The 12,575-nt window shown below is 70.3% G+C and carries 13 protein-coding genes; 6 read left to right on the top strand and 7 right to left on the bottom strand.

The features are described 5' to 3' along the window. Position 1 precedes the first annotated feature (1 nt). Entirely contained in the window at positions 2–739 is a 738-nt protein-coding gene (locus KBX26_RS18730) for a hypothetical protein (RefSeq protein ID WP_030333349.1), read from the top strand. Here the strand turns inward: KBX26_RS18730 and KBX26_RS18725 are convergent. Beyond that, positions 706–924, bottom strand: a complete 219-nt coding sequence (locus tag KBX26_RS18725; protein WP_030333347.1) for a hypothetical protein — start codon at positions 922–924, stop codon at positions 706–708. The genes KBX26_RS18730 and KBX26_RS18725 overlap by 34 nt on opposite strands. Before the next feature lie 273 nt (positions 925–1,197). On the opposite strand from KBX26_RS18725, the gene KBX26_RS18720 reads away from it, so the two are divergent. The 3 genes from KBX26_RS18720 (at position 1,198) to KBX26_RS18710 (ending at position 3,051) form a co-directional block, all read left to right on the top strand. Next, a complete protein-coding gene (locus KBX26_RS18720) occupies positions 1,198–2,292 on the top strand; it encodes a 3-deoxy-7-phosphoheptulonate synthase (protein WP_030333345.1) in 1,095 nt (364 codons plus the stop codon). Between the two features lie 279 nt (positions 2,293–2,571). Continuing rightward, complete coding sequence (locus KBX26_RS18715) at positions 2,572–2,805, top strand: hypothetical protein (protein ID WP_247680815.1); 234 nt, start codon at positions 2,572–2,574, stop codon at positions 2,803–2,805. A gap of 48 nt (positions 2,806–2,853) precedes the next feature. Beyond that, positions 2,854–3,051 (top strand): hypothetical protein, encoded by a 198-nt coding sequence (locus KBX26_RS18710; protein WP_030333341.1) that lies wholly within the window; start codon positions 2,854–2,856, stop codon positions 3,049–3,051. Positions 3,052–3,105: 54 nt separating this feature from the next. Here the strand turns inward: KBX26_RS18710 and KBX26_RS18705 are convergent, their stop codons facing one another. Genes KBX26_RS18705 through KBX26_RS18695 form a run of 3 tightly spaced genes read right to left on the bottom strand, consistent with a single transcriptional unit; the run spans position 3,106 to position 4,374 of the window. Continuing rightward, positions 3,106–3,645 carry a DUF1360 domain-containing protein gene (locus KBX26_RS18705; protein WP_030333340.1) on the bottom strand — a complete coding sequence of 180 codons (540 nt, stop codon included), beginning with the start codon at positions 3,643–3,645 and terminating at the stop codon, positions 3,106–3,108. Between the two features lie 55 nt (positions 3,646–3,700). Further along, the gene (locus KBX26_RS18700; RefSeq protein ID WP_030333338.1) at positions 3,701–4,033 is read right to left on the bottom strand and encodes a hypothetical protein; all 333 of its coding nucleotides are present in this window, start codon (positions 4,031–4,033) and stop codon (positions 3,701–3,703) included. Further along, positions 4,033–4,374 carry a DUF6158 family protein gene (locus tag KBX26_RS18695; RefSeq protein ID WP_030333336.1) on the bottom strand — a complete coding sequence of 114 codons (342 nt, stop codon included), beginning with the start codon at positions 4,372–4,374 and terminating at the stop codon, positions 4,033–4,035. The genes KBX26_RS18700 and KBX26_RS18695 overlap by 1 nt, the downstream gene beginning before the upstream one ends. Before the next feature lie 131 nt (positions 4,375–4,505). Between KBX26_RS18695 and KBX26_RS18690 the strand changes: the two genes are divergently transcribed. Both KBX26_RS18690 and KBX26_RS18685 read left to right on the top strand, forming a co-directional pair. After that, on the top strand, positions 4,506–4,928 hold the full coding sequence (locus KBX26_RS18690) for a hypothetical protein (RefSeq protein WP_210865994.1): 423 nt from the start codon (positions 4,506–4,508) through the stop codon (positions 4,926–4,928). Positions 4,929–4,953: 25 nt separating this feature from the next. After that, positions 4,954–5,280 (top strand): DUF3817 domain-containing protein, encoded by a 327-nt coding sequence (locus tag KBX26_RS18685; protein ID WP_030333332.1) that lies wholly within the window; start codon positions 4,954–4,956, stop codon positions 5,278–5,280. Between the two features lie 31 nt (positions 5,281–5,311). Here the strand turns inward: KBX26_RS18685 and KBX26_RS18680 are convergent, their stop codons facing one another. The 3 genes from KBX26_RS18680 to KBX26_RS18670 form a co-directional block, all read right to left on the bottom strand. Beyond that, the gene (locus tag KBX26_RS18680) at positions 5,312–5,497 is read right to left on the bottom strand and encodes a hypothetical protein (protein ID WP_030333329.1); all 186 of its coding nucleotides are present in this window, start codon (positions 5,495–5,497) and stop codon (positions 5,312–5,314) included. 35 nt (positions 5,498–5,532) lie between these two features. Continuing rightward, positions 5,533–6,042, bottom strand: coding sequence for a DUF3592 domain-containing protein (locus tag KBX26_RS18675; RefSeq protein ID WP_030333328.1), 510 nt, complete (start codon positions 6,040–6,042; stop codon positions 5,533–5,535). Positions 6,043–6,124: 82 nt separating this feature from the next. Beyond that, positions 6,125–12,535: an RHS repeat-associated core domain-containing protein gene (locus tag KBX26_RS18670; RefSeq protein WP_247680812.1), complete on the bottom strand. Its 6,411-nt coding sequence runs from the start codon at positions 12,533–12,535 to the stop codon at positions 6,125–6,127. Positions 12,536–12,575: the final 40 nt, after the last annotated feature.

Here is a 12,575-nt window from a genome sequence, read left to right as displayed (position 1 = left end):
AATGACCGTCACCCCGCTCCCGTCCCGGGCCGCCACCGCCGTCGAACGCGCCAGCACCGCACTCGGCCGGCTGCGCCGCGGCCGGCTGCTGCATCCGGCCGGTCGCTCGTTCGTCGGCGAGACGGTGATCTGGGGTACGCCGGGACCCCCCACCGGGGTCGCTCTGCTCGACGACCCCGGCCGGTACCGGACCACCGTCCGGCTCTCCAAGGGCACACCCACGCCGGGCAGTTGGCCGGACGTGCTGGGCCTCGCGGTGCGCCTGCACCGCGACGACGGCCGGCCGTTCGACCTGTTGGTCAGCTCCAGCGGCGCGGCCCCGGTGCTGCGGAACCTGCCGCTGCCCCGCCGCCGCTTCACCGGCACGTACAGCACGATCACGTGGTTCCGCGCAGGTCGGCGACGCCTCTGGCTGGCCGCGTTGGCCGACCCGGACGCGGCCGACCTGGGCCGCAGCCTGGCCACGGTGGCCGCCGCGACGCGGACGGACACCCCGCGCCTGGTGCTCGCGGTCGCGTCGGCGGTGGGGCCGTGGCGGCTGGTCGGGCAGGTCAGCCTCGGTGCCCAGCTCAGCGCCGAGCAGGACGCGGCGCTCGCGTTCGACCCGACGCGCAACCTGCCAGCCGAACTGCGGCTGGCAGGTCCGCTGGCCTGGCTGCGCGACCAGACCTACCGGGGGTCGCGCCGGGCGCGCGGGGCGACCGCTCAGTCCGGCGGTTCGACAGCGACAACGGTCTGATCCGACGTACGACGTTCCAGCACCGTGTCCGGGGCGGCGTTCTGGTCCGCCGTGCGGATGTCCGACTCGGTGAGGATGGCTTCCGCCTGCGCCTCCGGGTCGTCGCTGCCCACCGCCGTCTCCTCGGGCAGGAGGTGGTGTGCCCGGGACTCCACCCGGTCCTGATCGCTCTGTTCGTGTGTCATGGGACCCCTGTTACCCCGACCGCATCCCTGGCACGCGATGTTCGCTCCGCATCTTGGGACGACGGGCCGGGTGACCGCGTCCGGTCGGGTACGCTGGCCCGGTGACGCGTTCCTATCGATGGTTTAGGCAGCCGGCTCGCACGCCGGTGACTTCACCATGAACTGACGTCACCACGGACCGAGCCGGCTGGGCAGGAGCTGTCGTTCCTGCCCTTTTGCGTACGAGCAGCCGGCTCGTCCCGGGCACCGGCCCCGGGCACGGTCGGCGGAAGGATGCCCACCGTGACGACCCCGGAGACCGATCGGGTCAGCGATCAGCGGATCGACCGTGTCGTGCCGCTGACCACGCCCGCCCTGCTGCACCACGAGTTACCCCTTGATCCCCCGCTCGCGTCGGCCGTACTGAACGGCCGCCGTGCGGTGGGGCGCGTGCTGGACCGCGAGGACGACCGCCTGCTGGTGGTGGTCGGTCCCTGCTCGGTGCATGACCCGGCCGCCGCCCTCGACTACGCGCAGCGGCTGCGGACGGCGGCCGACCGGCTGGCCGACGACCTGCTGATTGTCATGCGGGTCTACTTCGAGAAGCCACGCTCCACGGTCGGCTGGAAGGGCCTGATCAACGACCCGGGGCTGGACGGCAGCGGGGACGTCAACACCGGGCTGCGGTTGGCGCGGGCGCTCCTGCTCGACGTGCTGCGTCTCGGCCTGCCGGTGGGTTGCGAGTTCCTCGACCCGATCACTCCGCAGTACATCGCGGACACGGTGGCCTGGGGCGCTATCGGCGCCCGTACCGTGGAGAGCCAGGTGCACCGGCAGCTGGCTTCCGGTCTGTCCATGCCGATCGGCATGAAGAACCGCCCGGACGGCAGCATCGGCACGGCGGTGGACGCGATCCGCGCCGCCGGGGTTCCGCACGTCTTCCCCGGCATCGACTTCTCCGGCACCCCGGCGATCATGCACACCCGGGGCAACACCGACGGGCACCTGGTGCTGCGCGGCGGGGGCGGCCGGCCGAACTACGACGCCGCGTCGGTCGCCGGGGCGCTCGATCTGCTCCGCGCCGCCGACCTGCCGGAGCGGCTGGTGATCGACGCCAGTCACGCCAACAGCGGCAAGGATCACCGCAACCAGCCGCTGGTGGCCGCGGACGTGGCAGCGCAACTCACCGCCGGCCAGCGTGGGATCACCGGCGTGATGCTGGAGTCGTTCCTGCTGCCCGGCCGACAGGAGCTCGACCCGACCCGGCAGCTGGAGTACGGCCGGTCGGTCACCGACGCCTGCCTCGGCTGGGACGACACCGCCGAGGTGCTCGACCACCTCGCCTCGGCCGTGCGGGCCCGGCGGGCCACAGTGCCGACGACGGTGTGACCGCCGACACCGGGCCGCACGGAACACGAGCGGGGGTCGGCTCGTTGACTGGGGTGTCGGTGTGCCCAGTGTCCCCGGGCCTCACCTAAATAGCCTTCGCGGAATACCGTCCGGCTGGAGCCGCGTAGCGCCACTCGCCGAGAGGCGACCTGCACACCGACACCAGCGCCGCCCCCGGCCCACAAGGCCGGGGGCGGCGCTGTCGATTGCCCCTCGAACCCGTCCGGGGGCGACGGCCGGCCCGCTGGCGTGACGTTTGACCGATTCCGCCCGGGGTAGCTGATCGACGTGACCGACGACGCATCAGTGGCCGGCGAGCCGGACACCCGGGCCCTCGACGACCTGCTCGACGACCTCTACCGGGGGCAGGAACGGGTCACCCAGGCGGACATCTACCGCAAGGCGGTGGCCGCCGAACTCCCGCCGGACCTGCTCGCCCGGATCGACGCGCTGCCCGAGGGCGAGTACGCGGTGGACGAGGCCAGCGACCTGCTGGGTGGTTCCATCGGCTGAGCGCCTGTGCCAGCTCCGCCGCGTGAGCGACAGCAGAAGGGACACCACATGACGCACCACGACGAGGACCACGACGAGAAGGTGCCGGCGCTGGGTCAGCCGCCGAAGGGCACTGACACCACGCCCGAGCCGGACTTCGCCAACGAGCACGACCGCACGGCGGTGGACCGGGACATCATCACCGGGGCGGACGAGCACGAACGGGAGCCGGAGTCGCCGCACGGTTGGTCCGGCATGCAGCGCTGAGGGGTACGAGAAAGGGGGCCGATTTCCGCCGGCCCCCTTTCTCGTGCGTGCTGATCAGTCGTCGTCGTGCCCGCCCTCGGCGGCCTGCTGGGCCGTCGCGTACGCCATCTGGAGGAAGTCGGACGCGGCGACCGCGGTCAGCGCGGTGGCCACCAGGCGGGTGAGCCGGGGCGCGAGGACCAGGCCACCGGTCAGCCCGGTGGCCACCCACACGGCCAGGCAGAACGGGCAGCTCAGCAACTCGCCGATGGCGTGCCGGGTCGGGCTGCCCGAGTCGCGGACCTGTTCCATCACCTCGCCGCTGCCGATCGGGCGGTCATAGCGGGTGAACGGCGCCCGCAGCGGGCTCGTCACCGCGTCCTTGGACAGCAGCCGGCTCAGCTTGTGCGTGGCGATGGAGAGCAGCACCACGTCGGACGGCGCGGGGCGTTCCGGCACCGGCCGACCGGTCGCCTTGACCAGGCCGGCGAGCGCACCGGTCACCCCGGCGTAGGCGCCCATCGCCACCAGGTAGCCGCCGAGCGGCCGGTGTTCGTGCGGCGCGTACGCCCGGCGCAGCCGGGCCGCCTTCTGTCGCAGGCCAGTGTCGCTCACCCGATCTCCTCACGTGTCGTGGTGGTGGCGGGAGCGGCGTCCCGCTGTGGCCGGCTCAGCCGGCCTGGAGGTTGTCGGCGACCTCGCGTGCCAGGTTGGTGAGCGCCTGGTCGGCCAGTTGGTCCGGCCCGGGCCCGCCCGACCCGTCGGCCAGGTCCAGCTCGATCCGGGCGCCACCGGAATCCGCCGGCTCGACCCGGATCTCGGCGGACCAGTCGTCGGTGTCGCCCCACCGGGCACGCAGCTCGTCGCCGTTGATTTCCGCGGCCGGGCTGCCGTCGCCGCGCAGTGGCTCCGGCAGCCAGGCCGAGGCACGGTCGGGGTCGGTGGCCGTGCTGAAGACCACCTCGGGTGGCGCGGACATGCCGCGTACGGCGCGCGCCGGCATCAGGCGTCCCGCAGGCGGCTGGGATCGACCTCGCGACCCGGGTGGCGGGCCAGGTACTCGGTCTCCAGCTCCGCCGTGCGTCGCAGGTGGTTGGCGAGTGCGGAGTCGGCAGCGTGCCGCAGGGTGTCCAGGCGGGTGCGGTGCAGACTGTGCATCTCGCGGATCAGGTCCTCGTCGGTCAGCTCCGTCGGGTCGATGCCGAGCAGCTCGCCGTCGAGACCGGGAGCGCCGGCCGGGTCGGCCAGCTCATCGCCGCCCCACTCGGGCACCCGCTGCTCCGGGCTCACATCCGCGCCATCACTGGACGCGAAGCCGTCCTCACGTACCGATCCGGTCATGATCGCCCCCCTTGATCTCGTTTGGGCTGGCGTCTAGACGATTGCCCAGGCGTGGTGATGCCAAACCACGCCGACGAGGCGACAACTACGACACGGTGTCGGAGACCGGCGGCGTCCCCGGTACCCTCGATGCCATGAGGCGGCTCTGGACTCCGGCGTGGATCGCGCGCCACGTGGCCATGGTCGTGCTGGTCGTGGGCTTCCTCGGGCTGGGTTGGTGGCAGATCAGCCGGGCCGCCGCCGGCAACAGCCTGAGCTGGGGGTACGCGGTCGAGTGGCCGATCTTCGCCGGTTTCGTGGTCTACGTCTGGTGGCGTGAGGTGAAGTTGGCCCGCCGCAGGATGGCGGAGGCCGACGCACCGCCCGCGGACCCGGCCGTCGAGCCGGCGCCGGCGGTCACCACCGGGTCCCGACCGGCGGTACGCCGACCGGTGCGGGTGTCCCGGGTGCCGGCCACCGGTGACGTCGGCGAGGACACCGACCTGGCCGCCTACAACCACTACCTGTCATGGTTGAACGCCAATCCGGGCGCCCGGCCCGGTGACTATCCCGGCTGAGCCGGGCTCGGAAGGACGGACAAAGGTGGGCGCTGCCCTTACCCGGTACCGCGTGATCGCCTGGATCGTGGGCGTGGTGCTGATCCTGCTGGTCGTGATCGGCATGCCGCTGAAGTACGCGTTCGACAACCCGGTCGTCGTGGAGACGGTGGGGCCGGCGCACGGCTTCCTCTACATGATCTACCTGGTGGCCGCGTTCGACCTGAGCCGGCGGGCCGACTGGCCGTTGAAGCGGATGCTCCTGGTGATGCTGGCCGGCACCGTGCCGTTCGTCTCGTTCTACGCCGAGCGCCGGGTCAGCGGGTGGCTGGCCCGACCGGTGCAGCGCACCCCGGAGACGGTCGCCAGCTGACGCAGACGGTCGGCGACTGACGCACCGTCGGTCAGCGGGCGCGCCGGGCGATCAGCCACCCCGCCACCGCCAGGGCAGCGCCGATGACGGCCAGGGCGATCGCGTCGGTCAGCAGACCCACCAGGATCAGCACCGCCCCGCCGACAGACACGGCGAACGCCGCGGGGTTGCGGGCGGCTGGCGGTCGCCAGCCGCCCTGCCTGGTCTTTCGCGCCATTGGTGTGTCCTCTCTCGGCGATCCCCGAACCTGGCTCAGGCCCAGCTGTCCTTGTCCTTCACCACCACGAACAGCAGACCGGCGCCGATGATGGTCAGCACCGCGCCGATCGGGATCAGCGTCCACGACATCAGGAACGACAGCGAACCGTTCGTGTGGCCGTTCTCGGCCACGAACAGTTCCGGATCGGCGGGGTCGACCCGGATCGTCACCTGCGGCCCCGGCGTGCTGTGACAACCCGTCAGACCGGCGCACGGGATCCACTTCTCGTACTGCACCCCGTCGAACAGATAGTTGATCTCGATGCGGTCGATGCCGCTGCCTCGGCCGCCGCCACCGGAGCGGTCAGAGATGGTGGCAGTGATCGGCACGCCATCGCTCTGCAACCGGTCAGCCTCGGCCGAGACGTGCCACCGATAACCGAGCGAACCGCCGAGCAGGGCGACGCCTGCCAGCAAGAAGGCGGCGGCCATCAGGCCGACCTTGAATCGGACGCGCCCGGCGCCGCTGCCGCGCGCGCCAACGCCGACCCGCTGCTTTCCCATCCACGCCTCCCCATCGAGGGACTCACGATAGCCCGGTCGGGGCCGCCACGACCCCGACCGGTTGCCAGCTACTGACCGCGGTTCACCATTTCAGCGGATCGGTGAACGGAATGTCCTGTTGCCAGGGTGCGATGCCGCCGGGTGCCGACACCCCCCACCAACCGAGTTGTCCGGCAGTGCGGCCTCCGCCCGCCAGCATCGCTCCGCCGTCCCAGGTGCCGCCCGGTTTGAACTGCTGCCGCCAGGTCAGGCTGTAGTCCTGGGTCGGGTTGCGGGCGCTGCGTGGAGCATGGACTGTCGCCCCGGAACGGGTTGTCTTGAACAGCCGCACGCCTGGGATCTTGGACGAGGCATAGTCGATCGCCATACCGGTGAACATCCGTTCGACGTTGTCCTGGGTCCAACCGCTCTTCGAGGACTGGACGTCGAGCATCCGGCCGCCGAGGGCGACCCCGAGGCCGACGGCACCGGCGACCGCGCAGACCCCGGCGGTGGCGACGATGCAGATACCCACGCCGAGCGTTCCGACGGTGCCGGTGACCCAGTCGCGGTTACCGCGCCACCACTTCTTGGCGCCCTCACCGCCGCTGAACAGGCACTTGAAGTCGCGGAACTTGCACGTCGGGCCGTCCAGCTCACCCTCGGGCTTCGCCGGCACCGGCACTGTCGGGCAGGCCGGCGTCGTCGGGATCTGCACCCGGGGTTTCGGGCTGCTGGCCGGGCCAGCCACCGGTCCGGAGAAGTTGAGCGCCACTCGCCAGACGTGCACCACCACGCGGGCCACCAGCCATACGCCGGGCAGGCCGGCGTACTGCATCGGGATCCAGTACGCCGTGCCGCCGACCCCGCCCAGGCACTGCGACCCGCCATATCGGCAGAACAGGTAGTAGTCGGCACGGAAGTGGTAGCGGTAGCCACCCTTGGTGCTGGTCCACCGGTCACTGCCGACGTACATCCAACTGCCGCCGGGCTCCCGTCCGCTCGGGTCGGAGTGGGTGATGGGGCTGTTGCCCGAATAGGCGTAGCCGTTCATCTGCTCCGGAGCGTCCTCGTTGAACACCGGGTCGATGCTGACGAAGCGGCCGATCACCGGGTCGTACTCGCGCGCGCCCAGGTGGACGAGGCCGGTGTTGTCGACCGTCCCACCCACGAAACCCTTGCTGTTCGGCCAGGCCGGTTGGCCGCCGCGCGGAGTGCCGTAGGGGGTCTGCCGGCGTACGGTGACCTGCTGGTCGCTCTCTCGCACCGAGACCTGGGCGGTGCCCTGGTGGTCGCTCGCCAGCCACACCAGGCCGGCAGTGGTACGTGAGGCGACCGCCTGGCCGGCGAAGGTGTAGTAGCGGGTGCAGGTCTTGCTCTGGTCGGAGTTCCGGTACCGCAACTCCTGGCCGGCGAGGTACAACGTCTTGCCGGTCGGGTCCTTGCGGATCAGTCTGTTGCCGTCCGCGTCGTAGATGTAGCTGGTGGTTCCGGTGCTGTCGGTGCTGGTGGCGAGCATCCCCTCCGGGTCCCAGGTCAGGGTCTGTTTTCCCGCGGTCGGCGTCGGCCGCGTCAGGGTGTTGCCCGCCTCGTCGTACGTGTACGCGGCCGTCTCGGTGACGACACCGTTGACAGTGGTGCTGGTGCCGTTCAGCGCGTGCGGCAGCGACGATCCGCCCGCCGGATACCCGTACGTGTAGCTGGTCGTCCGCTCACCGGAGGGCGCGGCACGGTCGATCTCCGTCATGCGACGCCCCGCCGGGTCGATGTCCCACTTCAGCCAGTACTTCGCGGGGCCACCCAGCGTGGCCACTGTCGGTGCCGCGTCGCAGTCGCCGTTCGACGGGGTCCACGCCTCAGTCAACTGCCCCCGGAAGTCGTGGCTGAAGCACTGGTTGTCCGCCCCGCCGACCGCGGCGAGGTCGGACATCTTCTTGATGTTGCCGACCTCGTCGTAGCTGTAACGGACGTCGGTGATGGTGTGCGGCGCGACCGAGTCCCGATCAGTGCGACTACCGGTCAGCCGGCCGGTCTCGAGTTCGTAGGAGAAGGAACGGAAGAACCGCGACCCGGTCTCCGAGTAGAGGCCGGTGTACATCTCGTACTGGTCGACCTTGCCGAGAGCGTTGTAGTCCGTGTCCGCCACGTAGCTGGACTGCGGTTGCGCGCCGTAGAGCGTGGTCATCTGCTTCGGCAGACCGTTGACCGGGTCGTAGTGGTTGAACACCGTCTCGATTGGAAGGTCGCCGGTCTGCGGGTAGGCCGAGGACGCGACGCTGCCGTCCACGTTGTAGGTGTAGGCGAAGTTGTAGGTGCCGTCGAGCCCCGTCTCCGAACTGGGGATGATCACTTGCGTTCCGGTGGGTTGGTACGCGTCCGTGTAACCGGTGATCTTCACCTGGTACGGCGCGGAACCGACCATCCGCGTGCTCTGGGAGAGCTGCCCCTTGGCGAGGGTGTCGTAGACCCACGCCGCCCGCTGCGGCCCACCGACCTGGTTCTCGTAGGTGGCCCGCTTACGACCCAGCGGGTCGTAGACGTGCACGAGCTTCTTGCTGCGGGCGTCGGTGCTGGAGGTGACCCGGTCGGCGTTGTCGTAGGTCATGGTCGTCGAGCCCTTGTCCGGGTCGTTCCGACTCACCTGGCGACCGCGTGCGTCGTACCCGAACGTCCAGTGGTTGCCGGCCGGGTCGGTCACCCGGTCCAACTGACCCTTGGCGTCGTACCGGTACCACGTCGACTCGTAACTGCCGGTGGGCGTGGCGCCGTGGAACTGCCGCAGCTCCACGGTGCGGCCCAACGCGTCGCCGACCTTGGAGGTGACCGTCCCGCCGGACGGCGGGGTGACGTCGACGCGGTCACCGGCGTAGTAGGTGCGGGTGCGGTAGCGCTCGACACCGTACGGCTGGAAGATCGATGCGGTAGGTCGGCCGGCGCCGTCGTACTCGGTGCGCATCTGACTCGGCACGAACGCCTTCTCGGTGGCGGTGACCAGGGTGGTGCCCGGTGTGCCCGACGCGTGGTAGGCGCTGTACGACGTCGCCTCCCTGCCGGCGGTGTCGTAGAACGTGTCGGTCAGCAGCCGCCCCCCAGACGGCGAGGCCGCCTGGGTCTGTCGTTTGCGCAACAGCCCGTCGTACAGCTCGTAGGCGGTGACCTGGTTACCGGCGGGGTTGAGCGCACGGGTCGTGATCACGGACGGGGCATCGGCCCGGATCAGGTACTCGTAGCTGGTGTTCGCCGACTGCGTCGCCTTGTCCCGGCCCGGCTTCCAGACGCCGGTGAGACGACCGAGTCCGTCGTAAGCGAGTTGGGTCACCTTGCCGTTCGCGTCGGTGATTCTGGTGGCCAGCCCCCACCCCGGCTCCTGTTCGCTGGTCGTGGTGTGACTGAGCGGGTTGGTCACCACCGTCTTGGTCAGCGGACCACCGCTCGCCGGGGTGTAGGTGGTGGTGGACCGGAAGTCCATCGCGTCCCAGGTCTCGGTGACCCGGCCGTACGCGTCGAACGCCGCCCGGGACACCGTCACGAATGACGGGACGCCAGCGGTCCAGGCCGACATCTCCTCGTTCCGGCTGACCTCACCCCGCGTCGGCGCGACTCCGTGGGCGTTGCCGTCGTACGAGATCCGATCAACCGAGATGACCTTGTCCGCGGTGAGGGTGGTCGGGTTGGTGGCGTCGGCGCAGCTGACCGCGTAGGTGGACCGGGTGTGCGGCTGACCGATCAGCCAGTTCGTGGTGTTGTTCGCGTACTCGGTCTTCACACACTGCTCGTCGCCGGTCTTGGCGGTGTCACCCCGGTCGTCCACCCGGGTGGGCAGGCCGTCGCCGTCGAAGGTGGTGTACTGCGAGGTGACCCGCTCGCCGCGTCCGGCGTCCAGGGTCACCCGGTTGTGCTTCCCGGAGACGTCGACGAATCGTGCCTCGACAAGGTCGCCGTTGATGGTTCGGGAGGCGGTGGCGGCGGACTGCCACGGCTCGCTGACCTCCCGGGAGATCACCGGGCCGCCGGGACCGTTGTGCGTGGTCTTCTCCCGCTCCATGCCGGCGTAGGCGTCCTCGTCGTTCACCGTCGGCACGCCCGTTCCGGTCACCGGCACGTTGCGGGTCCCGGACGGCTGCTTGTCGCCGTGCATGCCGCGGAAGTACTTCGTCTCGACATAGGTCTGCTCGCCCGGGTCACCGACGGTGACACCGACCTTCTCGTAGCCCCGCCACACCGACCAGGTCTTGTCCTTCTTCCCGATCAGTCCGTCGTCGTCGGCGTAGTGCCACGCCGGATCGCCGAGGTAGCTGTACTTGTAGGCGGTTCGCGGGCTGCCGTTCGGTGGTACGCCACCGGTGTGGTCGATCTCGTAGATGGTGGTCACCACGTACTTGTGGAACCAGTCGGTGACCGGGTTGGGGTACCCCTCCGGTGTCCAGCGGACCGGGTAGCAGCGCAACGTGTTGTTGTGCGCGGCACTGGGCATCCGGGATCCGATGACGCAGTCCGGATCGGAGTACGTGACGTTCACAGTGCCACCGCTCTCACTGCGGATCGCCGCGAGACGCATCCAGTTCATCGCGGCCGAGTGGTCGATGGTGTCCACCCGGTTGCTGAGCTGCGTCTCGGTGAATTCGATGTCCGGTATTGAGGTGGTGGTGCCGACCAGTCCCTGATGGGAGATCTTCTTCAGGAACAGGCCCGCCCTGGTGCCGTCACCGGGGTCCGGGAAGGTGTGGGTGAGCGTCCATCGCTCCACGTTGCGGTAGGCGCTGCCATCGCGGACCTGGGTGGTCACCGCCGACAGTCGCTTCTTCGACCAGAAGGTGGGCGCGCCGATCAGGCAGGAGTCGCCGGTGCACTCCTGGTCCCAGGGAGTGTCGGGCCAGTGGGCGGCGTCGTGCTGGGAGCAGTCGTTCAGGCAGCGGTCCGCCGTGGTGAACTCCACCCGCATCGGCGCGGCCACGCCACGGTAGAGCGAATCGGTGCGGACACCGCCGACCTCGGTGCGGTTGTCGGTGCCGTACTCGATCCGGGTCAGGTAGCCGCCCCGGGTGTAGGAGGCGACGTCGTCAGCGCTGTTGTTGCGGGCGTAGCCGTTGGACTCCTTCGCGTACCAGAGCGACATGCTGTTGCCGTGCGGATCGACGACGTAGTCGAGGTTCCACCGCCACGCCTGCATGCAGTCCGAGGCGGCGAAGCTGGAGCCCCGGCAGGGCTCGTTGGGGTCGTTACCGAAGACCGGGACCGTCCAGGTGGAGTTGGTCACCGCCTTGTCGCTGGTCCAGCCGGCCAGCTTGTGCCGACCGAACCAGTACTGGGTGCCGTTGGTGGTGGTGACCTTCCAGTACTCACCGTCGTTGTCACCGTTGCCGTACGACGTTCCACCGACGATGCGCTCGGCCCGGGTGCCGTCGTCGCGGCGCGGGTGCCAGTACCCGTCGGTGGCGTTGTAGATCAGCTCACCGCCGGAGCCGCCCAACGACAGCGTCGCGTTGTTGGTCTCCCAGCACAGGTCACCGGTCTTGGTGGCGTTGTTGTTGCTGTCGCCGTCCATGTCCTGACCGCAGGAACGGTAGCGCCGTTCGATGAAGTCACCGGGGACGAACTCGAACCCCTCGCCCACCCAGGACGGCTGGTTGTTGGAGGCGGCGTGCCGGCCGTCGACGCTCTGCGCGGAGTAGGACAGCTTCATCTCCGGCGTCGGGCCGTTCAGGCCCGGGGGGTTGCGCATCGGGTACGACCAGGTGAAGTCACCGGAACTGCTACCTGCCGACCAGGTCGCCGACGGGGACAGACTCGTGGCACCGTAGTCGCCGGCCGCACCGGAGGGACCTGCGGTCAGGGCGAACAGACTTCCCTGCGCGGCCAGGTCGAGGCCGCCCTTCTCGGTCAGCCGAGGCTCGACCGGCACGGCGGCCGTCGCTGTCCGCGCGGCGAGGTCGTTGCGAGTCGGCAGAACTGTGCCGGCGCACTCCGGGCGCTCCGGGCTGCCGAGCGCACAGGCGGGCAGGGAGACCAGGCGAAGTCTGCTCGCCCAGTCGGCACCGTACGCGGTGGCGAACGCCCGGTAGTCGACGCCGAGTTCGACGGTGCCCCGACCGGTGGCGCCGTCGGCCCGGGCGACCCGGATCAGGACGCCGCGGATCCGGGCCTGCTCGGCGGCCCGCTGGTCGAGCACGCTGACCCGGACCCGGCTCGGCACCGAGCTGGCACCGCGCGCGGTGGCCTCGGGACGGTTCACCCGCACCGGCAGCGTGCCGGCTCGGGCTGGCGAGGCCATCCGGCCCTGCGCCGGTGCCGCGGGCAGGTCGACCTCGGCGGTGCCCGCCGACGGCCACCGGGGGGCCGGTTGCGCGGACGCCTCAGGCACCGCCGCCGTGGCCGGCGCCTTGCCGGCGGGTGCGCTACGCACCGGTACCGCCTTGACCTTCGCCGCCTTCGGGGCGGCGAAGGTTTCCGGTGCCGCTGCCCGAGCCGGTGGGACGAACAACGTCGTGGCAGTTAGCGCCGCCACCAGAAGCATCACGAAGAATGCCCAGGTTCGGCTGGTTGTGGACGACGAC

Source organism: Micromonospora sp. C97 (assembly GCF_018070385.1).
GTDB classification, from domain to species: Bacteria; Actinomycetota; Actinomycetes; order Mycobacteriales; family Micromonosporaceae; genus Micromonospora; species Micromonospora parva.
Note: the sequence above shows the minus strand (reverse complement) of the source record. Positions and strands in the feature narration are given on the sequence as shown.

Bases quoted from the DNA above. Each gene is read 5' to 3' on its own strand.
- KBX26_RS18710 (WP_030333341.1), top strand. From the start codon at position 2,854: ATGACGCACCACGACGAGGACCACGACGAGAAGGTGCCGGCGCTGGGT.
- KBX26_RS18720 (WP_030333345.1), top strand. From the start codon at position 1,198: ATGCCCACCGTGACGACCCCGGAGACCGATCGGGTCAGCGATCAGCGG.
- KBX26_RS18680 (WP_030333329.1), bottom strand. From the start codon at position 5,497: ATGGCGCGAAAGACCAGGCAGGGCGGCTGGCGACCGCCAGCCGCCCGC.
- KBX26_RS18690 (WP_210865994.1), top strand. From the start codon at position 4,506: ATGAGGCGGCTCTGGACTCCGGCGTGGATCGCGCGCCACGTGGCCATG.
- KBX26_RS18700 (WP_030333338.1), bottom strand. From the start codon at position 4,033: ATGCCGGCGCGCGCCGTACGCGGCATGTCCGCGCCACCCGAGGTGGTC.
- KBX26_RS18725 (WP_030333347.1), bottom strand. From the start codon at position 924: ATGACACACGAACAGAGCGATCAGGACCGGGTGGAGTCCCGGGCACAC.
- KBX26_RS18670 (WP_247680812.1), bottom strand. From the start codon at position 12,535: ATGCTTCTGGTGGCGGCGCTAACTGCCACGACGTTGTTCGTCCCACCG.
- KBX26_RS18730 (WP_030333349.1), top strand. From the start codon at position 2: ATGACCGTCACCCCGCTCCCGTCCCGGGCCGCCACCGCCGTCGAACGC.
- KBX26_RS18675 (WP_030333328.1), bottom strand. From the start codon at position 6,042: ATGGGAAAGCAGCGGGTCGGCGTTGGCGCGCGCGGCAGCGGCGCCGGG.